The sequence below is a fragment of the Roseovarius sp. MMSF_3298 genome (assembly GCF_030733705.1).
Classification (GTDB): domain Bacteria; phylum Pseudomonadota; class Alphaproteobacteria; order Rhodobacterales; family Rhodobacteraceae; genus Roseovarius; species Roseovarius confluentis.
This window is the reverse complement of record NZ_JASHIN010000025.1, coordinates 39,985-62,379: the sequence shown is the minus strand read 5'-3', so window position 1 is coordinate 62,379 and position 22,395 is coordinate 39,985. Positions and strand designations below refer to the sequence as shown.

The window sequence follows — 22,395 nt, the reverse complement described above, 5'->3', positions numbered from 1 at the left end:
CCAACAGGCCGGATACATATGAGCGACTTCCGAGAACATGCCAGAAATCATTTGCGAACAGCAGCCGGTACATACATAGGGTCGTTTATGCCACTCACGCGGGAATAGTGAAACGCTGACCTCCGCTGTTTTGGTGACGACAGGCAGCACTGCGCGGCAGTGTACCTTAGGCGAAAGGGCGCGGTCTCGCAGGACGGCGCATGAACTCGTACTTTCGCCTACGGTACGGGTCGAGTGTGGAAATCCGGGTTTCCTCGCATTTCGTAAGGGTGTACCCCAGAAGCGCTTGGATCCTTCATGCTGCGCCTATAAGGGGCTCCGGCCGCGGCGTGTTATCGGGGCGGCCGGATTTCCGATGCAGCGGGACGTCAGTCGGGTGCTTCGACCAGGATTTTCACATGAGACTTTTCCGCCGCAAGCGCTTCGAAGCCTTCTGCGACGATCTCGTCCAAAGGGATCCGCTTGGTTACCAGTTGATCGGCGCTGAAGTGCCCTTGCGTCATAAGCGCCATGACCGCCGGGTAGACATTGCGATAGGCGATGGTGCCCTTCAACTGTCTCTCCTTGAGCACGACAGTGTTGGGCTGGAAGGACGCCTCCTGTTCCCAGATCGACACGACAAGAACCTGTCCCTCGTGGCGGGTCGCGTCGATGCATTGCGGCAGAACCTGAGGCACGCCGGTTACCTCGAAGGCAACGTGAACCCCACCCGTAGCCTCTCGAACCTCCGCGACAGCGTCCATCGCGGTTGGATCGATCGCCGACGTCGCGCCGAGATCCAGCGCCTTTTGCCGCCGCACCTCGGAGGGCTCCACGACGTGAATCTCCGACGCGCCTGCAACGCGCAGCGACTCCACAACCAGAAGTCCGATTGGACCCGCTCCGAAGACCGCGGCCTTATCGCCCGCCTTGATCTTTGAAAGGCGCACGGCGTGCAGGGCGACGGCAGCAGGCTCGACGAGCGCACCTTGTTCCATGGAAAGCCCCTGAGGCATCTTGTGCACCATGCGGGCGGGGACAACGCTGTAGGTTGCAAAACCACCGTGCCCGCCGGACAGGCCGACAAAACCGAGGCTGTCACACAAGTTGTACTTGCCTTCCAGGCAAGCGGCGCACTCTCCGCAGGCAAAGATCGGTTCGATGGCGACGCGCTCGCCCACCGCAAGGTCGGTGACGCCGTCGCCCAGCTCCGCCACGGTACCACAATATTCGTGTCCCATGGTTATCGGCGCCTTGTCGTGGCTCAGGGGGTGGTCTTCATCCACGGGCACGAATATTGGCCCGGCGAGATACTCGTGCAGGTCGCTACCGCAGATCCCGGTCCATGCGACCTTTACCTTCACTTCGCCCTTGCCCGGTTTTGGTTCGGGGGTGTCTTCGACGCGAATATCCTTCACGCCATGCCAACGCGCTGCTTTCATGTCTTTTCTCCAATGTCAGTCAGGGGGGGGGCGCCCGGCGGGAGGTAGATGCCGGGCGCCTGGGTGCGCATCCTCGGGCGCTGCCCGTTCTCGGTATCACGACAGGTGATGCACCTCTTGCAGGCCGTAGACAGGGGTGGCGATGCCTTCCATCCGCGCCTTCAGTTGCAACGCAAGGTACAAGGAATAATGGCGAGACTGGTGCAGATTGCCGCCATGGAACCAAAGGTTTTCCTGCTGGGTCGGCTTCCACATGTTGCGCTGCTCGCCTTCCCACGGGCCGGGGTCCTTGGTGGTGTCGGAGCCGAGCCCCCAAACCTTGCCAACCTTGTCTGCAACGTCCTGGCTGATCAGGTCCGCGGCCCAGCCGTTCATCGAGCCATATCCTGTCGCCATGACCACCAGGTCGGCGTCCAGATGCGTGCCATCCGACAGCACGACACCGGTCGCGTCAAAGCGTTCCACCTGGCCTTTCACCAGCTTTACGTCGCCATCAATGATCAACTGGCTGGCGCCCACATCGATGTAGTATCCCGAGCCGCGGCGCAGGTATTTCATGAACAGGCCGGACCCGTCATCGCCCCAATCGAGATCAAATCCGGCTTTCTCGAGCCCGGCATAGAACTCGGCATCCCGCTCGCGCATCTGGTCATAGAGCGGGATCTGGAATTCATGCATGATCCGGTATGGCAGGGAGGCAAAGATCATGTCGGCCTTCTCGGTCGTCACGCCGTTGGCCACCGCCTCCTCGGAGTAGAGCGCGCCGAGGCCGATATCCATCAAGGTATCGGAGCGCACGATATGAGTAGACGAGCGCTGGACCATCGTGACATCGGCATCTGCTTCCCAGAGCGCGGCACAGATGTCGTGCGCCGAGTTGTTCGACCCGACGACGACCACTTTCTTGCCACTCCAGGCATCCGGGCCTTCGTGCTGCGAACTATGCTGGATCGTGCCCGTGAAGCTGTCCATGCCGGGAAAGTCCGGCATGTTGGGCTTGCCGGACATGCCCGTGGCCAGCACCAGCTGGGTCGGATGCAAGGTGATTTCTTCGCCGTCGCGGTTGACGGTGACGGTCCAGGTGCCGGCGGCCTCGTTATAGCTGGCCTTTTGCACCTCGGAGCGGGTCCAATAGTTCAGCTCCATGACCTTGGTGTACATCTCCAGCCAGTCGCCCACCTTGTCCTTGGGCGTGAAGACCGGCCAGTTTTCGGGGAACTTGATGTAAGGCAAGTGATCGTACCAGACCGGGTCATGCAGGCAGAGCGACTTGTAGCGTGACCGCCACTGGTCGCCGGGCCGGTCGTGCTTGTCGAGAACGATGGCCGGTACGCCGAGTTGGCGCAGGCGTGCGCCAAGGGCGATGCCGCCCTGCCCACCACCGACAATCACGGTATATGGCTGCTCGGAATATCCAAGCTCGGCAGCTTCGGCTTCGCGCTTTTCCTTCCACGACTTGCGGTTCTTGGCTGCGCCGTGTTCCGCGCCCATAGGGCGGCGCTTGCCGCTGTTTTCCTCGAAGCCTTTCAATTCCTGCAGCGCGGTCAACAGTGTCCAGATTCGCCCATCCTTCAGGCGCATCAGGCCCCAACCGCGGCCCACGGCGGTTTCAAAAGTGATCCATGCGGTGACGACACCGCCATCCTCGCCGGGAGCTTCGCTTTCCTGAATAGCGAAAGCGTGCGGCTTGGTGTGTTTCAATTGCGCCGTCAGCATGTCCTGCACGCCAGACGGCCCTTCTACCGTCTTGAGGTTCCAGGTCACGGCGACCAGGTCGCGCCAGTAACTGTCGGTGGCAAACAGAGCGCTTGCTGCCTGCACGTCGCCTTCCTCCAAGGCAGCGTTCAGGCTGTCGAGCACCTCTTGCACCTGTAAGGTGACTGTCGAATCGAGCATTGCGGTTCCTCCTCATCAGCAATGTGATGAGGGCAGAGTGGCGAAAGCACCTGCGGCCATTCCACGGAAATCCGGCACATGTCGCCCTATATGTGATCGCCGCGCTCCAGCATGTTGCACACGCAACAAGGCGCAACATCTCAGTCGGGCGCGCGCAACCCTTCTTTTCGGATGCGGCGCAGAACCGTTGACCGGTTCACCCCCAATCGACGTGCGGCACGGGCCATGTTCCAGTTACAGGCGTCCAGAACCGCCTCCAGATCCTGCTCGTGAGCGCGAGACTGCGGGGCCGGAGGTAGGTCGGGCAGATCGATCACGTTGGTTTCCGCCATTGCGCAGGCCACATCCAGTACATTGCCAAGTTCGCGCAGGTTGCCTGGCCAGGTGCGCGCAGTCAGTTCGGCCCGCGCCGAAGGCGTCAGGCGCATTTCTCCGCCGCGGCGCCGCCCAAGCAGGCGGTCAATCAACCAGCCAAGGTCCTGCCTTTCGCGCAGAGGCGGCAGTTCCAGCGCGGCGCCGGACAGGCGGAAATAAAGAGCAGATGGCATGATCTCCCGCGTCATCAGGTCAGACGGCGAGAATGCGGTGGTCGAAATCGGGCGCAAATCCGAATGCGCATCCAAAAGGCCCGCCAGAACCCGTGCGGTGTCTGGCTGCAAATCCTCAATTCGGCGCAGCAGCAACGTGCCCGGCCCCGACTGTCCAGCAAGCGCGTCACGCATCTCTTCGGGGTGCGTTCCGGCACAATCAATGGCAACGAAACGACCGCGTCGAGATGCCATGTGAATGGCTCGGGCCAGCTTGGTCTTGCCACTGCCGCTTTCGCCGCAGATGAGCAACGGCACCTGCGTCGGCGCGAGCCGGTCCGCATGCGACAAAAGCCGGATCAAGGTTGGATCGCTTCCAGCCAGAGTTGCATGGAAACCGCTTAGCGCACGTTTTTCCGAAGCCTCCGCTCCCATGTGCGCCCTGCGCGGAGCCTGTGGCGATATAGCATGGCCGAACACGGCGCCTCCGTCTCCCAAAGCCACGACTCTTTCTTCAGTGGGGCGATCTCGCATCAGGTCAGGCAGGTCATCGACGTTCAATCCAAGAAGACTGTCGATCCTTTCACCGATAAGGCTCTTGCCACGCGACAGCATCCGTGTTGCGGCGCGCGTGGCCCCGATCACCCGACCTGACCCATCGAGTGATACGGCCGCTTCCGGGTCGACGTCGAGGAATTCGGGGCTGGAGGAAAACCTCAGCACCCACTCGCGACGGCTGGCTGCCATGAGATTCGCCATTTCGACCCGCCTGGCGGCCGCCGTAACCAGGGACATGGCAAGGTTCTGGCTACTTTTCGGGGCCGGAGAGCGCAGCAGAGAGATATCCAGCACTGCCGCGAGTTGCCCGAGGCTGTCGTAGATCGGCGCTGCGGTACATGACAGCCCCGTGTGCGCGTTTCCAAAGTGATCGTCCTGATGCACGGTCACCGGCTCTCCGGTGAAGATGCAAGCGCCGACACCGCAGGTGCCAGCAATATCTTCGGACCAGTTCGAGCCGAGGTAAAGACCTGCGTTGCGCAACTCGTCGACAAACAGATCGTCGCCGAAAAAATCGACACAGACGCCTTGTGCATCAGTCAACAACAGAACGTAGTTCTGTCCTGTGACCTGACGAAACAGGCTTTGCAGGCTGGAGCGCGCCGCGCCGATCATCCAATCAGCCTGATCGCGGTGAATGCGAAACTCCGTGTCCGTTACAATATGGGCTGGATCACTGCGAGTTGGGTCCATTCCATAGAGCTCGACGCAACGACGCCAGGAGGCATCCACGTAACCGTCTCGACCAGACGCGTGACCGTCCAGAACCTGCGCAATTTCCTCGACATGATGACGCTCAACCATGAGACCCTCCTGACGAACACGATAGCACGATCAAGAGATGTCCGCACAAAGGAAGACCGTTAATCAGGTTCTGGTACATAGAACTGAACGTGTTTGCATGGCGACGTCCTTTAGGAGATGGACGGAAAGCAGTCAAACTTCGCCGGTATGCCGAACGGCAGGTCTGGGCCGTTCGCTGACGTTGCGCTTGACCCGGCCTAGTGCATGAAATACTCCTCTGAATTGTTGAGCGGGCGTTGTGTAATGGTAAGACCTCAGCCTTCCAAGCTGATGATACGGGTTCGATTCCCGTCGCCCGCTCCAGTTTTCCGACGCCTTACTGCCTTTCGATAGCTGTGCCCGATTGTCCGCGTGGGGGTTACACCCTTGACCCCGGCGACGTGCCCGGCCATGACAAGGGCCGGACGAAAAATACGCGCGGGGATCCATGGTAAGACGGGCCGAAAACGGCGCAGACATGATCGAGCGGGAGGGGTCGAAGCGCATGGGGGTGCTGTCGGAACTCTGGCCGTTTTTGCAACCTTACCGACGATTGCTGGCATTGGCGGTACTGGCACTTGTGATGACGGCCTGTGTTTCGCTGGTGCTGCCCTTGGCAGTGCGGCGCGTGGTCGATAATTTCTCGGTCGAGGACGGGGCAATCCTGGACAGATATTTTCTGGCCGCGGTCGGTATTGCGGGGCTGCTCGCCATCGGAACGGGGCTGCGCTATGCGTTGGTGACGCGGCTCGGCGAACGGGTGGTGGCGGACATGCGCAAGGCGGTGTTCGACAAGGTGATCGGGCTGAGCCCGGCCTTTTACGAGCGTACCATGACGGGCGAGATCCTGAGCCGCGTGACCACGGATACGACGCTGATCCTTTCGGTGATCGGATCGTCGATTTCGATCGCGCTTCGGAACTTGCTGATCTTTGCGGGCGGGCTGGCGCTGATGCTGTTCACCTCGGCCAAGCTGACCGGGATGGTGCTGCTCTTGGTGCCGCTGATCATCGTGCCGATCCTGACGCTGGGGCGGAGGCTGCGCAAATTGAGCCGAGAGAACCAGGACTGGATCGCGGCCAGTTCAGGCAATGCCTCCGAGGCGCTCTTGAACGTGCAGACGGTGCAGGCCTTCACCCACGAAGGGGCCAGCCGGGCGGCGTTCTCGGACGTGACGGAGCGGAGCTTTGACGTGGCCCGGCGGCGTATCTGGGTGCGGGCGCTGATGACGGTTATCGTTATTTTCCTTGTGTTTACGGGCATTGTCTGCGTGCTCTGGATCGGGGCGCGGGACGTTCGCGCCGGCGAGATGACGGCGGGCACACTTGTGCAGTTCGTCATCTACTCGGTCATGGTGGCCGGTGGCGTGGCGGCCCTGTCGGAGATCTGGGGGGAGTTGCAGCGGGCGGCCGGGGCGACGGAACGGCTGGTGGAGCTGTTGCAGGCCGAGGACGAGGTACAGGATCCGGTCCGGCCCGAGACGCTGCCGCGTCCGGTCAAGGGGCGCGTCGCCTTCGAGAATGTCAGCTTCACCTATCCCACGAGGCCGGATGCCCCGGCGCTGCATGAATTGAACCTGGTAATCGAACCCGGGGAGACGGTGGCGCTTGTGGGGCCGTCCGGGGCGGGCAAGACCACGATCATCCAGATGATCCAGCGTTTTTATGACCCGCAATCGGGGCAGGTGACGCTGGACGGTGTACCGCTCGATCAGATGGCGCGACCGGACTTCCGGGCGGAACTGTCGCTGGTGCCGCAGGAACCGGTGATCTTTGCCGCCTCGGCGCGGGACAACATCCGGTTCGGGCGGATCGACGCAGAGGATTCCGAAGTCGAGGCCGCGGCAAGGGCTGCCGCGGCACACGAGTTCATCATGGCGTTGCCGGAGGGGTATGACACGTACCTGGGCGAGCGCGGTGTGATGCTGTCGGGCGGGCAGAAACAAAGGGTGGCGATTGCCCGCGCGATCCTGCGGGATGCACCCGTGCTGTTGCTGGACGAGGCGACCTCGGCGCTGGATGCCGAGAGCGAACGGGCGGTGCAGCAGGCGGTCGACGGGCTGGCCAAGGATCGTACGACGGTGATCGTGGCGCACCGGCTGGCCACGGTGAAGAAGGCCGACCGGATCATCGTGATGGAGCAGGGGCGCATCGTGGCGGAAGGCACGCATGACAGCCTGGTGGCCGAGGACGGGCTGTATGCCCGGCTGGCGCGGTTGCAGTTCACGGACGGGGCGGCGGCGTAAGGCGGGGCCAAAAGCTTTGTGAAAGCTTTTGGCAAATCCTTTTTGAAAGGATTTCAGCGGTGCGCCGACCGTGAGTGCTCCTCGTTTGGTTTGCAACCGTGGCTTGGTGTAGTCTTGGCAAGCCATGACCGGGTTTCATTGATGCAAGACGATCCAGCCTACCTTTCAAAGCCCTCGGGCGCGTCGGTGCGTGTTGTGCTTTTGGGCGCGAGCGGCACGATCGGGCGGGCGGTTCTTGAGGCGTTGCTGGCGGATGCGCATGATGTGATCTGCCCGCTGCGTCGCGCGGACCCGGCGGTATCCGAACGCGTTCGGTGCGTCGTCGGGGACGTGTCGGCGCCGGATCTTTTGGCCGAGGCGATGCACGGGGCCGATGTGGTGATCAGTTGCCTGGCGTCGCGGTCGGGCGCGCCCGGCGATGCGTGGGCAGTGGATCATGGGCTGAACGCGGCGGCCTTGCGAGCGGCGAAGGCACGGGAGGTGCGCCGTTTCGTGTTGTTGTCGGCGATCTGCGTGCAGAAGCCGGTGCTGGCGTTCCAGAAGGCCAAGCTGGCCTTCGAGGCGGAATTGCAGGCCTCGGACCTGTGCCACGTGATCGTGCGTCCGACGGCATTTTTCAAATCGCTGTCCGGGCAGGTGGACAGGATGCGCGCAGGCAAGCCGTACCTTGCATTCGGTGACGGCCGGTTGACTGCCTGCAAGCCGATAAGCGACGCCGATTTGGCGCAATTCTTGGTGAACGCGCTGACGAATCCGGCCTGTGACAACCGCATCCTGCCGGTGGGCGGGCCCGGTCCGGCGCTGACGCCCGAAGAACAGGGCCGGTTGCTGGCCGATTCGCTGGGCGTGCCGTTCCGGATGAAGCGGGTGCCCGTGGGTTTGCTTGATGCTATCATTGCCACACTGAGTGTTACCGGAAGGTTAAACAGGCGCGCCCGGGCCAAGACGGAGCTGGCGCGGATCGGGCGGTACTACGCGACCGAGTCTATGCTGGTCTGGGATGACACCCGGCAATGCTATGATGCTGACGCCACGCCGGAATTCGGGCAGGACCGTTTGGGGGACTTCTATGCAAGGCTCGCGGCGGGTGAGATCGTGCTGGAGCGGGGCGACCATGCGGTGTTCTGAACTGGTCAAGCGCATGCGGATCGGGTAGGGGAAGCCCTTATGACAAAAGGCTTCGCATCATGACCCAACGCGCCGGTTTCATCGCCCTCATCGGGGAGCCCAATGCGGGCAAGTCCACGCTGCTCAACCGCATGGTGGGCGCGAAGGTCAGCATCGTGACGCACAAGGTGCAGACCACCCGCGCGCGTATCAGGGGGGTTGCGATCGAAGGCGACGCGCAGCTTGTCTTCGTCGATACGCCGGGGCTGTTCGCGCCGCGCCGCAGGCTGGATCGGGCGATGGTCGCCGCGGCCTGGAGCGGCGCGGCGGATGCGGACGTGGTCGTCCTGCTGGTCGAGGCGCATCGGGGCGTGACCGAAGGGGTCGAGAAGATCCTGGACGGGCTGGATGAATTGCCCAAGGGGCGGCGCGTGGCGCTGGCGATCAACAAGATCGACCGGGTGCAGTCCGAGGTGCTGTTGGGGCTGACCAAGGAACTGAATGAACGGCATGATTTCGTGGAGACTTTCATGATTTCCGCCGAGAAGGGGCATGGTGTCGAGGACCTGCGCAAGTGGTTGGCGAAGGAGATGCCCGAGGGGCCTTGGCTTTATCCAGAGGACCAGATTGCGGACCTGCCGATGCGGATGATCGCTGCCGAGATGACGCGCGAAAAGCTGACCCTGCGGCTGCACCAGGAACTGCCCTATCAGTTGACGGTGGAGACCGAGAACTGGGAAGAGCGCGAGGACGGGTCGGCACGGATCGACCAGGTGATCTATGTCATGCGCGACGGTCACAAGGGGATCGTGCTGGGCAAAAAAGGCGAGACAATCAAGGCGGTTAGCCAGGCGGCGCGCACCGAGCTGGAAGAGTTCCTGGGGCGGCGGGTTCACCTGTTCACGCAAGTCAAAGTGCGACCGAACTGGCTGGACGAGGCGGAGCGCTATTCCGAGATGGGCCTTGATTTCAAGGACGGGAACGGGTGATCGGCCTTGACGCAGATGCCCCGGATCGAAGTCCGGGGCGGGAGGCGCCATGAGCCGACTGACGGCGGAGTTCTGGGTGCACGCCTACCTGGCACGGCTGCGGTTGATGGATATCCCGGCCTTCGTGGTGGCGCATGGCGATGACACCGGCGGGGCGGTGCTGGTGAAGCTGAACACGCTGGATGGGCAAGCGGCTGTTTTTCAACGCTCTTTCGACCTGATGAGCGGCGCGCGGACTTGGGTTACGCTGGCCGAGGGGGACGAGCGGGACGTCGATCAGGCCGTGGCGAAACAGCGGTCTTTCGATCCCGATCTTTGGGTGGTCGAGGTGGAGGACCGTCAGGGGCGGCACCTGTTGGACGAACCGGGATTGAAGGATTAGCGCCCCCGGGGCGCGTGGGTTGTCACCCACCCTACAAAGGTTGATGGGATCGGTTTGGGCGGAAACGGAACGTCGGTATCGCGTCGGTATCCGGGTGGTATGGCGACGGTGCGTTTTTCACGGTTTTGGCGGGTTAACGGGGCGCGCGCAATGAAGCGGTAGTTAATGCGACGTGCGCGGCGGATCGCCCCGAAGCAGGGAGGTCCCGGGTCAAGCCCGGGACGGGTGCGGATATTGGCGCGTGAGAGCCGGACCGCTCGGACGGTCTAACTCTCACGCGGCGTGATTATTCCACCGTGATGACCTTGCGGGCCAGAACCTCTTGCCCCGCGACGTCGAGGAAGCGCAGTTCGTAGACTCCGGGCTCGGATGGCAGGTCGATCTGCGCGGTGGTGGCGCCGTCGGTGATCTTGACCGCCTGGAGCCAGGTGAAGATCGCCTGGTTGCCGCGCGCCAGCGTGATGCGCTGGTCGGCGCTGTTGCTGTCCACCTGCCAGCCGACGTCGATGGTGCTGCCGGGGGCCGCGCTGTCGGGGGCGGTGAGGGCGGCGCCGGTGTTGAGGGCGGCGTCCTCGGCCAGCACCTCGACCGTGTGGCGGGCCAGGACGCGGGTGCCTTCGCGCAGGACGTAACGCACCTCGTAGAGGCCGGTCTCGGCCGGGGCCTTGAGGGTGGCGGACGTGGCTTCGCGCACCGAGATGTACGTGCCGAATTTGTCGTCCGCCGCGCCCATCGGGACGAGGTTGATGTAGTCGTTGGTGGCGACCGTGCCGGTCCAGTCCACGGTGATATCGTCGCCTGCGCGGATCTGTTCGGGGCCGGTGACCGTGACCTCGGGCGGGGTCAGTTCGATCATGGCGGTGGCCAGCACCTTGGGGCCTTCGCGCATCAGGTAGCGCAACTCGTACATGCCCGGATCGGCGGGCATGGTGAGCGCCACCTTTGAGGCGTCGCGTACCACCTGGTAGTTGCCGAATTCGTTTTCCGGCGCACCGGCGGGGACGACGACGACGTAGTCCTGCGGGTTCACGGTGCCGGTCCATTCCACGGTGACCGACGCGCCCGTGGCGGCGCTGTCAGGGCCGGAGATTGTGACCTGCGGTTCGGTGACCTCGATCATGGCGGTGGCCATGACCTTGGGGCCTTCGCGCAGAAGGTAGCGCAGTTCGTACATGCCGGTGTCCGAGGGCGCGGTCAGCGTGGTCTCGGTGTTGTCGCGGACGACCTGGTAGTTGCCGAACTCGTTCTCCGCGGCGCCGACGGGGACGATGGTGACATAGTCCTTTGGGTTGACCGCGCCTGTCCAGCGGGCGGTGAACTGCGCGCCCGTGCTGACGGTTTCGGGACCGGAGACGGTAACCTGCGGCTCGGTGACCTCGATCATGGCGGTGGCCATGACCTTGGGGCCTTCGCGCAGGAGATAGCGCAATTCGTACATGCCGGTATCCGACGGGGCGACCAGGCGCGTCTCGCTGTCGTCGCGGACGGGCTGGTAGCTGCCGAAGGTGTCGGGGTCGGCCCCCACGGGGACGATGGTGACGTAATCCTTGGGGTTGACCGTGCCGGTCCAGGAGACGGTGAACTGTGCGCCGGTGGCGACGGTTTCAGGGCCGGAGACAGTGACCTCGGGGTTGGTCACCTCGATCGGGGCGGATGCCAGCACGCGCGGGCCTTCGCGCAGGACGTAGCGCAGTTCGTACATGCCGGTGTCGGAGGGCATGGTGAGCGTCACGGTGTCGTCGTCGCGCACCGGCTGATAGCTGCCATAGGTTCCGGCATCGGCGCCCACCGGCGCGATGGTGATGTAGTCCTTGGCGTTCACGGTGCCGGTCCAGCTGACCGGGACTTGCGCGCCGGTGACGGCGGTGGCCGGGCCGCTGAGCGTGACCTCGGGCGTCAGCAGTTCGATGGTGGCGCTGGCGAGCGTCTTGGTGCCTTCGCGCTGGATGTAGCGGATCTCGTGCATGCCGGGGTCGGCAGTGGCCAGAAGGCGACCGGAGCTGTCGTCGCGGACGGGGAAGTAGTTGGTGTAGGTGCCTTCGTCCGCGCCCATGGGGACGATGGTGATATAGTCCTTGGCGTTGACCGTGCCGGACCAGCTGACCGGGATTTCGGCGCCGGTGAGGGCGGTTTCGGGGGTCTGGAGCGTGACCTGCGGGTCGGCCACCTCGATAGGCCGGCTGGCGACGGTGCGGCTGTCGACGTTGAGGATGTAGCGGATCTCGTACATTCCGGGGTCGGCGGGGGAGGTGAGGTCGAAGCTCTCGTGCTTGTTGATGGCGCGGTAATTGGCCAGCGTGCCGGCATCGGCGCCGACAGGGACGATGGCGATATAGTCGCGCGGGTTTATGGTGGGCGACCAGCTGACGGTGACCGGGCTGCCGGTCTGGACGGTGTCGGCGGCTTGCAGGGTGACCTGGGCTGGCGTGATCTCGACCGGGTCGGTGCCGAGGACGGTTTTGGTCTCGGTACTGTAATAGCGGGCCTCGTAGGCGCCCGGCTCGCCGGGCATGGCGATGGTGACTTCGGTGTTCTTGCCGATGCGGGTGTATTGGCCAAGTTCCGTTTCGGGGGAGCCAGCGGGGGCGACGGCGATGTAATCGGCCTCGCTCACCGTGGGGTCCCAGGTGATGGTGGTGGGGCTGCCGGCGACGGCGGTGTCGGGCGCGTCGACGGTCACCTCGGGCGCCTGCGGTTCGGGCTCGGGCTCCGGTTCGGCGACGGCGGTGGCGACGGCGGAGAGGGCCGCGCCCAGTTCGTCGGCGTTGGAGGCCTGGATGTATTGCCCGCCGGTTTCCTCGGCGATGCAAGAGAGAGACGCGGTATCTTCGTCCGCGCCGAGGCCGAAGCCCACCACGTGGGCGGTAAAGCCGACGCCGCCTTTTTCCAGCGCGCGGGCCAGCTCGCACGGGTCCCGCTCGCAGCTTTCCAGACCGTCGGAGATGAGGACCACGGTGGCGGGGCGGTTGGTGTACGAAAGCTGTGTAGCCGCCTGTTCCACGGCGTCGGTCAGGGGGGTCTTGCCCGTGGGGGTGATGGACTTGATGCGATCCAGGATTTCGCTGCGCTGGGCCGCGCCAGGCTCGACGATGACCTCGATATCGGTGCAGTCGCCGCGGCTGCGGTGGCCGTAGGCCATGAGGCCGACGCTGCGGTCGTCGGCCCAGTCGCCCAGGAGGTTGTCGATGACATCGCGGGCGATCTCGATCTTGGCGGTGCCGTCGATCTGGCCCCACATGGAATTGGAGCCGTCGAACACGACCATGACGTTGTCATTGGCCAGCGCCGCCGGGGCGGCCAGAAGCGTGGTGGTCAGCGCCAGGGCGCGGGTGGTGGAAAATGGCATCGAGAACCCCCTTTTCGTAAAATCAATTCGGGGGCAGATAAGCATACCTTTGGCCCCCGGTCATGTCCGGATTTCCAGACCGTGGGTCGGGGTGGGCCTTGGCAGGGTTCATCTTTTGATGTCCTATGGCCGTTCGGAAGGCGGAGCAGTGTCATGGAATGGCGTGACGAAGGCATAGTGCTGGCCAGCCGCCCGCATGGTGAGGCGGCGGCGATCCTGGAGGTGTTCACCCCCCTGAAGGGCCGGCATGCGGGCGTGGTGCGCGGCGGGGCGTCGCGCAAGATGGCGCCGGTTTTGCAGCCCGGGGGGCAGGTCGACGTGACGTGGAAAGCGCGGCTGGAAGATCACCTGGGCGCGTTCACGGTGGAGCCGGTGCGGTCGCGCGCCGCAGCATCGCTGGGGGACCGGGTGGCGCTGGCGGGGCTGAACGCGGTCACGTCCTTGCTACTGTTCTGCTTGCCGGAACGCGAAGCGCATGGGCGGCTTTACGGACAGACCGAGGCGCTGCTGGACCTGCTGGGGCAGGGGGATGTGTGGCCGCTGGCCTACCTGAAGTGGGAGATGGCGCTGCTGGACGAGATGGGGTTCGGGCTGGACCTGTCGGAATGCGCGGTGCTGGGGCGGCAGGCGAATGACCTGAGTTTCATTTCGCCGCGCACGGGTCGGGCGGTGTCACGGGCCGGGGCCGGTGAGTGGGCCGACAAGCTGTTGCCGCTGCCCGCGCCGCTGTTGGGCGAGGGGGTGTGCGGCGATGGCGAGATATTGGAGGGGCTAGGGGTGACCGGGTATTTCCTGATGAACCACCTGGCGCCGGAGATGGGGCACAAGCCGCTGCCAGAGGCGCGGGCGCGGCTGATCCGGCGGCTGGAGCAGGTGGCGGAGCGGTGAAAGGGCGGTTATTCGGCAAGTGGCCGATCGTGCACCGCGCGGACTCAAGGCCGTAGGCCGCCGCGCGATCGCCAGCCCGTCCGGGCGGTCTGGCTATCGCGCGGCTTAAAACTCTGGCCCGCTCTCAGGCGGCGTCGGCGGTGGTCATGTCCTGCAGGATCTCGGCGGCGATGCGGAACGAGTTGACCCGTGCGGCGTGGTCGTGGATCTGGCCGGTCAGGATCATCTCGTCGGGCTGGTAGCGGTCCTTTAGGGCGGCAAGCTGGGCGCGGACGGTCGCAGGCGACCCGGTCGCGGAGACGCGCAAGGCGTGGTTCACGCCGTCGGTCATCTGGGGGCCGATGGCCGCCTCGATATCCTCGACCGGGACGGGCAGTTTGCCGGGCTGGCCGGTGCGCAGGCGGGCGAAGGCCTGTTGCATGGAGGTGCGCAGGTAGGCGCCCTCGGCGTCGCTGTCTGCGGCAAAGACGTTGGCGGCGAGCATGAAGTAGGGCCGGTCGAGCTGGGTCGAGGGCTGGAACCGGGTGCGGTAGATCTCGAGCGCCTGATCGAGCGCGTCGGGCGCGAAATGCGAGGCGAAGGCGTAAGGCAGGCCCAGATGCGCCGCCAGTTGCGCGCCGTAGAGGCTGGAGCCGAGGATCCAGACCGGCACATGGGTGCCCTGGCCGGGATGGGCGGCGACCGGCGCGGCGGGATCGGCATCGGCGAAGTAGCCCATGAGTTCGACCACGTCATCGGGAAAGCGGTCGGCCTCGAGCCCGCGGCGCAGGGCGCGGGCCACGGCCATGTCGCCGCCGGGTGCGCGCCCGAGGCCAAGGTCGATGCGGCCGGGATGGATGGTGGCGAGCGTGCCGAACTGCTCGGCGATGGTGAGCGGCGCGTGGTTGGGCAGCATGACGCCGCCCGCGCCGACGCGCATGGTGGTCGTCGCTTCGGCGATATGGCCGATCAGGACCGACGTGGCGGCGCTGGCGATGCCGGGCATGTTGTGATGCTCGGCCAGCCAGAAGCGGTGATAGCCCATATTCTCGGCCGCGATGGCCAGATCGCGGCTGTTGGAAATCGCGGTCGCGGTGTCGTGGCCTTCGGGCACGGGGGCGAGATCGAGGACGGAATAGCGCATGGCGGGGCCTTTCATCTGTTGGATGTCATTTGGGGGTTGAGGGGCCCGAGAACAACCGTGCGGCGCGCCGGTGGCATTGCGCGTGCTGCCGCGTGCGGCCTAGGATTGGCGGATCGGACGGAGGGCAGGGCCATGGCGGCATACGTGATCGGGCAGATGGAGATTCATAGCCGGGACTGGATGGAGGCGTATTTCGCCAGGATTCCGGACGTCGTGGCGGCGCATGAGGGCCGGTTCCTGGTGCGGGGCGGTAACCCGGACCGGTTGGAGGGCGAGGGTGCGTTGCCCGACGCGGCCTTTATCCTGGAATTTCCCGATCGCGCTCATGCGCGGGCATTCTGGCAGTCGGACGCGTTTCAGGAACTGGCAGTGCTACGCCGGTCAGGTTCGGAACTGAACGCCGTTCTGGTCGACGCGCTGGCCTGACGCGGGTGTGCCGTGCCGGTCATGCCGCCGTTTTCTACGATCCATGCCCACCGACTTTCATGCGGTACAGTTTCCGCCATAACCGAGATTTTTCTTGACGCTTAAGTTGTGTTCGTCCGAGCATCATACACTCTAAACGAAAAAAATAGACGAATGGGAGGACTACCATGGAACAACGGCTTTTATCTGCCGTCGCGGCACTAGTTGTGACGACCGCGGCACCCGCTGCATTTGCGCAGGGAAACGACGGAGCGATGGACGTACCGAAAATTACGCCATCGGCTGTCCTGGAGGAGTTGGACGCCCCCTGGGACATGGCTTTTCTGCCGGACGGCACGATGTTCTTCACCGAAAAATGCGATGGCCTTTCGGTCAGAACGCCGGATGGAACCGTGAATGCGCTCTACGGCATGAAGGATACCGAAGGCTACGCGGATACCGGCAGTGACCTTTTCTGCGAAGGGCAGGCCGGTATGCTTGGCGTGGCACCGGATAGCGATTTCGCGGAAAACCGCACGCTTTACCTCTACTCGACATCGGACAAGTATCACGGCGATGGCTGCAAGACCAACTTCGAGCGGTGTGACGGCAACATCGTGATGAAGTTCACGGTCAGCGATGACCTGACAAGCGTGTCCGACAGAACCGACATCGTTACGGATATCCAGTACAAGCCGTTCGATTCCGATCAGCCCTTTGGCGGGCCGGGCGCGCATAACGGCGGCAGGCTCCGCATTGGACCGGATGGATTTCTTTGGGTCACGGGTGGTGATCGTCACAGGGGGATCTGTCCGCAGGATGGCGAACTGCTTTGCGGTAAGGTCCTGAGGATCGACGGGGACGGCAATGCCCATCCCGACAACAATCCCCCCGAAGGTTATGACCCGCGCATCTACACCTACGGGCACAGGAACGTGCAAGGCATCGATTTCCGCCCGAGCGACGGCCGAGCTTTCACCGCAGAGCACGGGCCGTGGCATAACGACGAGATCACGGCGCTTGTGAACGGTGGCAATGCCGGATGGGATCCTGCCCAGAACACGGGTGGCCGGGGCGAGTGCCCGGATGAGTACTGTGGCTATGAGCCGAACCAGACGGAAGGCATGGACCCGGCGATCCGCGCGGCCTACACCCCGATGAGCGACACGCGGTTTGATGACCTGATGCCGCCGTCGTGGAACAACAACGGGTTCTCTCAGGGCACCGGGTCGGCCGCGTTTCTCACAGGGGAAAACTGGGGCATCTACGAGGGTCGCCTGGCCGTCGGCATCATGGGAATCGGGTTCGGTGACACGCCGATCGGGTCCAGGATCGACATGATCAGCCTCACGGATGATGGCATGGGCATCAACACCATCACACGGATGCCGCTTGGCTTTTCAGAGAGATTCCGTGGTCTTGCCATGGGGCCCGATAACGCGCTCTATGTCGCCACGGATGAGGGCACGATCTATAAGGTGACCGCAGAAAGCATGCAGTAACCATGTAGAATGATCGCCCGCGCTCCTGTTCGGGCGCGGGCGTTTTTTATCCGGCAAGCCTCAATCGACGGCGCGGAAGATCATCTCGCGGCCCTCTGGGGTGCTGAGGATCAGCGTGGATTCGGTGACTTCCGCGAGGCTCATGGCACCGAGCGCGTCCAGAAACGCGGTCTCGCGGTCAAGTTCGGGACAGGCGCGGCGGGTGGTGCCGATCTCGGCGGCTTCGAACCACGGGTAGGGTTGCAGCTGCGCGGCGAAGTAGCGGTTGCAGGGCGCCTCACCGACGATCTTGCCTTCCTCGGGGAAGGTGATGGTGGCAGTCGCGTCGAAGGCGGTGCCGTCGATTTCCGTGAGCTGCCACGTCTTGTCCGCCGCGCCGTGGCCCGAGAGGGTTTCATCGCCGCTGCAATTCACCAGGGACACCACCAAGGGCACCGTCAGCAGGCCGCGCATCACCGCAGGGCCAGCACCAGGTCGACGAGCGAGCCTATGGCGCTGATATGATCCGCCGGGCTGGCATTGCCCAGCGACGTCATGCCGATGGCCGAGGCATAGAGGATGCGGGCCATCTCTGGGTTGTCGATGCCGACCTCGGAGAGCAGGTTCTGCAGCGCGGCGAGGCGGGCGTCGTCGACATCGTTGACCGCGGCCCGGGCGATGTCGTCGGAATTGGCCCAGGCGCGCAGGGCGGGTTCGGTGGCGTCGGGGGCCGCAAACGCCTGGGCGAGGTTGCGCAGGCGGGCCACCTCGGTGCCGCCGTCATTCATCAGGTCGGGCAGGCGGGCGATGCTGTCGTCGCGCCACGCGGCCAGCAGGGCGTCGTGATAGGCTGGCACGTCGCGGAAATGCCAGTAGAACGAGCCCTTCGAGACGCCCAGGCGCACCGCCAGCGGTTCGGCCTTGAGCGCGGTCGGGCCGAGTTCGGATAGCGCATCGAGCCCGGCGGAGAGCCAGTCGCTGGACTTCAGACGTGTGGATGCGCGTGCCATGATTTCGGGATACGCCCGCGCAGGGCGCAATGCAAGCGTTCCGCCGCGATGCAGCATGGGCGCGCAAAGTGTCGCGGACCGGCGCGCGTTACAAAAGTTTTATCGCAGCGTCACAGAAGCTTCTGAAACCCTGCGTAGGTGTGCGCCGAACGACCGGGGGACATGAGCGTGCTTGAGATTACCAAGCTGACGAAGGTTTTTGGCCAGCACAAGGCCGTGGACAACATCACGTTCAGCGTGGAGAGACCCGCCATGATCGGCATTATCGGCCGGTCGGGGGCAGGCAAGTCGACCTTGCTGCGGATGCTGAACCGGCTGACCGATGCCAGCAATGGCAGCATCGTGTTCGAGGGCCGGAACGTGACCGCCCTGCGAGGTGCCGAGAAGCGTGCGTGGCAGTCGGATTGCGCGATGATCTTCCAGCAATTCAACCTGGTGCCGCGCATGGACGTGGTGAGCAACGTGCTGCACGGCACGCTCAATCGCCGGTCCACCTTTGCGACGATGTTCAACCTTTACCCGCAGGCCGATATCTACCGTGCCATCGCCATCCTCGACCGGCTGGGCATTGCCGAGCACGCGCCGAAGCGGGCGGAGGCCCTTTCCGGCGGCCAGCAGCAGCGCGTCGCCATCGCGCGGGCGCTTATGCAGGAGCCCAAGATCGTGCTGGCCGACGAGCCGATTGCCAGCCTCGACCCGATGAACGCGCAGCTGGTCATGGACGACCTGCGGCGCATCCACGAGGAAGACGGCCGTACCGTGGTGGCGAACCTGCACACGCTGGATACGGCCCGCAAGTACTGTGACCGGGTGATCGGCATGCGCGACGGGCGGATGGTGTTCGACGGCACGCCCGAACAGCTGACCACCGGCGTGGCGCGCGACATCTATGGCGCCGACGCAGGCTTTTCCGAGGCCGCGACCTCGACCGCGATCGAAACGCCGGAGCGCGAGATTGCCTGACCCTACGACCCTGAAATTCATCTGCACGCCGGTCACGGGGGCCGGTGGCAACAACCCGACTGGAGGACCAAGATGAAGAAACTGATTGCTGCCCTTGCGGCCACCACTGCCATGACCGCGCCTGTCATGGCCCAGGAAATCGAAGAGTTCCGCATCGGTATTCTTGGCGGCGAGAACGCCCAGGACCGGCTGAGCTCGCACGAGTGCCTGAAGAACTACACCGAGGAAGCGCTGGGCGTGGAAACGAAGCTGTTTGCCCCGGCCGACTATGCCGGTGTGATCCAGGGCCTTGTCGGCGGCACGCTGGACATGGCCTGGCTGGGCGCGTCGGGCTATGCGGCGACCTATCTGCAGGACCCCGAGGCGGTCGAGCCGGTGCTGGTCAAGATCAACCTCGACGGCTCTTACGGTTATCATTCGATCGGTTTTGCCCGCAAGGACAGCGGCATCACCTCGCTGGAAGATATGCAGGGCAAGGTTTTCGGCTTCGGTGACCCGAACTCGACCTCGGGCTATTTGATCCCGTCGATCGAGATCCCGCAAAGCTCGGACGAGATCACGATGGAATCCGGCGACTATTTCGGTGAAGTGAAGTTCACCGGCGGTCACGAGCAGACCATCGTTGCGGTCAACAACGGCGACATCGACGCCGGCGTGACCTGGGCCGACGGCCAGGGCAACTGGGAAGACGGCTATAACTCCGGCGCGCTGCGCAAGGCCGTGGATGCGGGTCTTGTCGACATGAACGACCTGGTGGAAATCTGGAAGTCCAAGGCGATCCCGGAAGGCCCGATCGTGCTGCGCAAGTCGCTGCCCGCGGACGTGAAAGAGACGATGGTCGCCCTGGTCGACGGCATGTACGAGACCGACAAGGACTGCACCTACTCGATCTCGGCCGGCGAAAGCCTGGGCTTCGATCCGATCGACCACGACGCGTACCTGTCGATCATCGAGGCGCGCAAGTCCAAGTCGCAATAAATGCGACACATCATAGATGGCGGGCCCCGCGAGCGGGCCCGCCATTTGCATATTTCCCGAGAGGCTTCATGGCAGATGTGACCCAATCCGGCGGCGCGCGGCCGCTGAGCGACATGCAGGCGACCTACATGGCGCAGGTGTCGAGGCGGCGGCTTTATTCGGGGATCACGTTGCTGGTCTTCATCCTGTTGATGGTGTCGGGGTTTCGCCTCGCCGAAGAGCGCAATGGCGGGTCCTTCATCGGGGGGCTGGACAATTTCTTTGATTATCCCGGCGAGGTGGTGGCCGAGGCTGTGGAGAAGATCGGGCAGCTTCCGGCGCATTTCGTGACGTTTTTCCCAGCGCTGCTGGAGACGGTGAACATCGCCGCGGTCAGTACGCTGGTGGGTGCATTGGCGGCGGTCGTGCTTTCGCTCTTGTCCACCCGCGGGCTGGCGCGGTTCCCGAGGCTGGTGCCGGTGTTCCGGCGGATCATGGACATCACCCGCGCGGTGCCCGAGATCGTGATCGCGCTGATCCTGATTTTCGTGCTGGGCGGCGGGCCGGTGCCGGCGATGATCGCGATTGCGTTCCACACGTCGGGGGCGCTGGGCAAGCTGTTCTCGGAAGTGAACGAGAACGCGTCGCTGAAGCCGCTGGACGGGCTGGCATCGGTGGGTGCGACGTGGAGCCAGCGGATGATGCTGGGGGTGGTGCCGCAGGTGGCGCCGAACTGGCTGAGCTATGCGCTGATGCGGTTCGAGATCAATATCCGTGCCTCGGCGATCCTTGGCTTCGTGGGCGCGGGGGGCCTTGGCTACGAGCTGAAGAACGCGATCAGCTGGGGGCAGGGGCGCTATGACGAGGCGGCGGCGATGTTCCTGATGCTGTTTGCCACGATCATCCTGTTCGACCAGCTGTCGAGCCATTTCCGGGACCGGCTGGTTCACGGACGCAAGGTGGAGATGCACCGATGAGCGCGACGTCGATGAACACCAAGGTGACCGATACCGATGCGCTGATGGCGCAGACGGCCACGCTGTTTCAGCGCAAGCGGATGGTGGCCTTTGGCGTGCCGGCGCTGATCCTGGCCTATTTCGTCTATGTGTTTTTCGCCTTCGACGTGCCGGGGCTGATGCAGAGGGCGAGCGCCGAGAACGCGCGGGCGCTGGTGGCGGATACCTATAGCTACAAGGTGCACGTGACGCGGGACAACCGCGATGCCAGCGTCGAGGTGGCCATCGAGGGTGAGCGGAAAGGCGAATATCCCGAGGGCGAGGCGCCTGAGTGGGTGGAACTGGGACGTGACACGGTGATCGACCTTGGGGACGGTCACATGGTGGTCTTTGGCCCCGAGACGATCAGCTATGACGTGCCGGGATACGGAGTGATCCGGGCGACGCCCAGCCGCAGCCAGGGCGTGGTGCAGGAGTTTCCGGACGGCGATCTGCCGGAGTGGATCAACAGTTCCAAGAACCGGCTGGCGATCACGACCGAGGCGGGGCGCTTGTCGGTCACGCGCAACCGGGCGGAGGTGTTTCGGTACTTCACCGGCTGGGAGCTGTTTTTCTTCACGCTGGACAGCCCCTATCACGGGATGAGTTTCGGACAGGTGATTGGCCGCGCGTTCAGTGGCGAGGCGGGCGAGATCTGGGACGATTTCTGGTATAACGAGATGTGGCGGCATTCGGACGTGATGTGGGCCATTTTCGAGACCATCCTGATGGCGTTCCTGGGCACGATGGGGGCGGCCATAGTGGCGCTGCCCGTCGCGTTCATAGCGGCCAAGAACTTTGCCCCGCTGAAGACGGTACGCTTCGCGTTCCGGCGTCTGTTCGACTTCCTGCGCGGGGTCGATGCGCTGATCTGGACCATCGTGCTGACGCGGGCGTTCGGGCTGGGGCCGTTGACGGGCGCGCTGGCGATATTGCTGACGGACACAGGCTCGTTCGGGAAGCTGTTTTCCGAGGCGCTGGAGAACGTGGACGAGAAGCAGATCGAGGGTGTGCAGTCGACGGGCGCCAAGCCGGTGCAGCGGTATCGGTTCGGTGTCATTCCGCAGGTGACGCCGGTCCTGCTGAGCCAGGTGCTGTATTACCTGGAGAGCAACACGCGGTCGGCCACCATCATCGGCGCGATCACCGGGGGTGGGATTGGCTTGTTGTTGACGCAGGCGATCATCACCCAGAAGGATTGGGAAGAGGTGACCTATTACATCGTCCTGGTCGTGCTGATGGTGATCTTCATGGACTGGGTGTCGGGGATGCTGCGGCGGCGGCTGATCCAGTCGGATGACGCGGGGCACTAGGGCAGG

Annotated in this window: 18 protein-coding genes and 1 tRNA gene; 12 read left to right on the top strand and 7 right to left on the bottom strand. The window is 64.0% G+C overall.

The window, feature by feature from the left end:
* Positions 1-368: 368 nt before the first annotated feature.
* The 3 genes from RBB18_RS18540 to RBB18_RS18530 form a co-directional block, all read right to left on the bottom strand.
* Positions 369-1,421: a 2,3-butanediol dehydrogenase gene (locus tag RBB18_RS18540; protein WP_103762044.1), complete on the bottom strand. Its 1,053-nt coding sequence runs from the start codon at positions 1,419-1,421 to the stop codon at positions 369-371.
* A 96-nt stretch (positions 1,422-1,517) separates the two neighbouring features.
* Positions 1,518-3,317, bottom strand: a complete 1,800-nt coding sequence (locus RBB18_RS18535) for an NAD(P)/FAD-dependent oxidoreductase (protein ID WP_306111900.1) — start codon at positions 3,315-3,317, stop codon at positions 1,518-1,520.
* A gap of 140 nt (positions 3,318-3,457) precedes the next feature.
* Complete coding sequence (locus tag RBB18_RS18530; RefSeq protein WP_306111899.1) at positions 3,458-5,206, bottom strand: sigma-54-dependent Fis family transcriptional regulator; 1,749 nt, start codon at positions 5,204-5,206, stop codon at positions 3,458-3,460.
* Positions 5,207-5,435: 229 nt separating this feature from the next.
* Here RBB18_RS18530 and RBB18_RS18525 point away from each other — a divergent pair.
* The 5 genes from RBB18_RS18525 to RBB18_RS18505 all read left to right on the top strand — a co-directional run bounded on the left by RBB18_RS18525 (position 5,436) and on the right by RBB18_RS18505 (position 9,908).
* A tRNA-Gly gene (locus RBB18_RS18525) sits at positions 5,436-5,509 on the top strand.
* 154 nt (positions 5,510-5,663) lie between these two features.
* Positions 5,664-7,430: an ABC transporter transmembrane domain-containing protein gene (locus RBB18_RS18520; RefSeq protein WP_371931679.1), complete on the top strand. Its 1,767-nt coding sequence runs from the start codon at positions 5,664-5,666 to the stop codon at positions 7,428-7,430.
* A 141-nt stretch (positions 7,431-7,571) separates the two neighbouring features.
* A complete protein-coding gene (locus RBB18_RS18515) occupies positions 7,572-8,558 on the top strand; it encodes an NAD(P)H-binding protein (protein WP_103762048.1) in 987 nt (328 codons plus the stop codon).
* Positions 8,559-8,617: 59 nt separating this feature from the next.
* On the top strand, positions 8,618-9,526 hold the full coding sequence (gene era / locus RBB18_RS18510; RefSeq protein WP_103762049.1) for a GTPase Era: 909 nt from the start codon (positions 8,618-8,620) through the stop codon (positions 9,524-9,526).
* Positions 9,527-9,575: 49 nt separating this feature from the next.
* Positions 9,576-9,908: a DUF1491 family protein gene (locus tag RBB18_RS18505; protein ID WP_103762050.1), complete on the top strand. Its 333-nt coding sequence runs from the start codon at positions 9,576-9,578 to the stop codon at positions 9,906-9,908.
* A gap of 286 nt (positions 9,909-10,194) precedes the next feature.
* Here the strand turns inward: RBB18_RS18505 and RBB18_RS18500 are convergent, their stop codons facing one another.
* Positions 10,195-13,254 (bottom strand): VWA domain-containing protein, encoded by a 3,060-nt coding sequence (locus RBB18_RS18500; RefSeq protein WP_306111897.1) that lies wholly within the window; start codon positions 13,252-13,254, stop codon positions 10,195-10,197.
* 153 nt (positions 13,255-13,407) lie between these two features.
* Between RBB18_RS18500 and recO the strand changes: the two genes are divergently transcribed.
* Positions 13,408-14,142 (top strand): DNA repair protein RecO, encoded by a 735-nt coding sequence (gene recO / locus RBB18_RS18495; RefSeq protein WP_103762052.1) that lies wholly within the window; start codon positions 13,408-13,410, stop codon positions 14,140-14,142.
* 124 nt (positions 14,143-14,266) lie between these two features.
* On the opposite strand, the gene RBB18_RS18490 is transcribed toward recO, so the two are convergent.
* Entirely contained in the window at positions 14,267-15,265 is a 999-nt protein-coding gene (locus RBB18_RS18490; protein ID WP_306111902.1) for an LLM class flavin-dependent oxidoreductase, read from the bottom strand.
* 132 nt (positions 15,266-15,397) lie between these two features.
* Here RBB18_RS18490 and RBB18_RS18485 point away from each other — a divergent pair, with 132 nt between their 5' ends.
* Positions 15,398-15,691 carry a DUF1330 domain-containing protein gene (locus RBB18_RS18485; protein ID WP_306111896.1) on the top strand — a complete coding sequence of 98 codons (294 nt, stop codon included), beginning with the start codon at positions 15,398-15,400 and terminating at the stop codon, positions 15,689-15,691.
* 254 nt (positions 15,692-15,945) lie between these two features.
* Positions 15,946-17,172 carry a sorbosone dehydrogenase family protein gene (locus RBB18_RS18480; RefSeq protein WP_306111895.1) on the top strand — a complete coding sequence of 409 codons (1,227 nt, stop codon included), beginning with the start codon at positions 15,946-15,948 and terminating at the stop codon, positions 17,170-17,172.
* A gap of 60 nt (positions 17,173-17,232) precedes the next feature.
* Here the strand turns inward: RBB18_RS18480 and RBB18_RS18475 are convergent, their stop codons facing one another.
* Both RBB18_RS18475 and RBB18_RS18470 read right to left on the bottom strand, forming a co-directional pair.
* A complete protein-coding gene (locus tag RBB18_RS18475; protein ID WP_103762055.1) occupies positions 17,233-17,625 on the bottom strand; it encodes an META domain-containing protein in 393 nt (130 codons plus the stop codon).
* Positions 17,625-18,161, bottom strand: a complete 537-nt coding sequence (locus tag RBB18_RS18470; protein ID WP_103762481.1) for a TetR/AcrR family transcriptional regulator — start codon at positions 18,159-18,161, stop codon at positions 17,625-17,627. The genes RBB18_RS18475 and RBB18_RS18470 overlap by 1 nt, the downstream gene beginning before the upstream one ends.
* A gap of 168 nt (positions 18,162-18,329) precedes the next feature.
* Here RBB18_RS18470 and phnC point away from each other — a divergent pair, with 168 nt between their 5' ends.
* From phnC to phnE (RBB18_RS18450), 4 genes are all read left to right on the top strand, one after another.
* Entirely contained in the window at positions 18,330-19,124 is a 795-nt protein-coding gene (gene phnC / locus RBB18_RS18465) for a phosphonate ABC transporter ATP-binding protein (RefSeq protein ID WP_103762482.1), read from the top strand.
* Positions 19,125-19,196: 72 nt separating this feature from the next.
* Complete coding sequence (phnD, locus tag RBB18_RS18460; RefSeq protein WP_103762056.1) at positions 19,197-20,102, top strand: phosphonate ABC transporter substrate-binding protein; 906 nt, start codon at positions 19,197-19,199, stop codon at positions 20,100-20,102.
* Positions 20,103-20,170: 68 nt separating this feature from the next.
* Positions 20,171-21,058 carry a phosphonate ABC transporter, permease protein PhnE gene (gene phnE / locus RBB18_RS18455; RefSeq protein WP_306111894.1) on the top strand — a complete coding sequence of 296 codons (888 nt, stop codon included), beginning with the start codon at positions 20,171-20,173 and terminating at the stop codon, positions 21,056-21,058.
* An 11-nt stretch (positions 21,059-21,069) separates the two neighbouring features.
* The gene (phnE, locus tag RBB18_RS18450; RefSeq protein ID WP_306111901.1) at positions 21,070-22,389 is read left to right on the top strand and encodes a phosphonate ABC transporter, permease protein PhnE; all 1,320 of its coding nucleotides are present in this window, start codon (positions 21,070-21,072) and stop codon (positions 22,387-22,389) included.
* Positions 22,390-22,395 lie beyond the last annotated feature (6 nt).

Bases quoted from the DNA above. Each gene is read 5' to 3' on its own strand.
- RBB18_RS18500 (WP_306111897.1), bottom strand. From the start codon at position 13,254: ATGCCATTTTCCACCACCCGCGCCCTGGCGCTGACCACCACGCTTCTG.
- RBB18_RS18485 (WP_306111896.1), top strand. From the start codon at position 15,398: ATGGCGGCATACGTGATCGGGCAGATGGAGATTCATAGCCGGGACTGG.
- RBB18_RS18530 (WP_306111899.1), bottom strand. From the start codon at position 5,206: ATGGTTGAGCGTCATCATGTCGAGGAAATTGCGCAGGTTCTGGACGGT.
- RBB18_RS18520 (WP_371931679.1), top strand. From the start codon at position 5,664: ATGATCGAGCGGGAGGGGTCGAAGCGCATGGGGGTGCTGTCGGAACTC.
- recO (WP_103762052.1), top strand. From the start codon at position 13,408: ATGGAATGGCGTGACGAAGGCATAGTGCTGGCCAGCCGCCCGCATGGT.
- RBB18_RS18515 (WP_103762048.1), top strand. From the start codon at position 7,572: ATGCAAGACGATCCAGCCTACCTTTCAAAGCCCTCGGGCGCGTCGGTG.
- phnE (WP_306111894.1), top strand. From the start codon at position 20,171: ATGGCAGATGTGACCCAATCCGGCGGCGCGCGGCCGCTGAGCGACATG.
- RBB18_RS18480 (WP_306111895.1), top strand. From the start codon at position 15,946: ATGGACGTACCGAAAATTACGCCATCGGCTGTCCTGGAGGAGTTGGAC.
- RBB18_RS18540 (WP_103762044.1), bottom strand. From the start codon at position 1,421: ATGAAAGCAGCGCGTTGGCATGGCGTGAAGGATATTCGCGTCGAAGAC.
- RBB18_RS18475 (WP_103762055.1), bottom strand. From the start codon at position 17,625: ATGCGCGGCCTGCTGACGGTGCCCTTGGTGGTGTCCCTGGTGAATTGC.
- phnD (WP_103762056.1), top strand. From the start codon at position 19,197: ATGAAGAAACTGATTGCTGCCCTTGCGGCCACCACTGCCATGACCGCG.
- RBB18_RS18490 (WP_306111902.1), bottom strand. From the start codon at position 15,265: ATGCGCTATTCCGTCCTCGATCTCGCCCCCGTGCCCGAAGGCCACGAC.
- RBB18_RS18505 (WP_103762050.1), top strand. From the start codon at position 9,576: ATGAGCCGACTGACGGCGGAGTTCTGGGTGCACGCCTACCTGGCACGG.
- RBB18_RS18470 (WP_103762481.1), bottom strand. From the start codon at position 18,161: ATGGCACGCGCATCCACACGTCTGAAGTCCAGCGACTGGCTCTCCGCC.
- era (WP_103762049.1), top strand. From the start codon at position 8,618: ATGACCCAACGCGCCGGTTTCATCGCCCTCATCGGGGAGCCCAATGCG.
- RBB18_RS18535 (WP_306111900.1), bottom strand. From the start codon at position 3,317: ATGCTCGATTCGACAGTCACCTTACAGGTGCAAGAGGTGCTCGACAGC.
- phnE (WP_306111901.1), top strand. From the start codon at position 21,070: ATGAACACCAAGGTGACCGATACCGATGCGCTGATGGCGCAGACGGCC.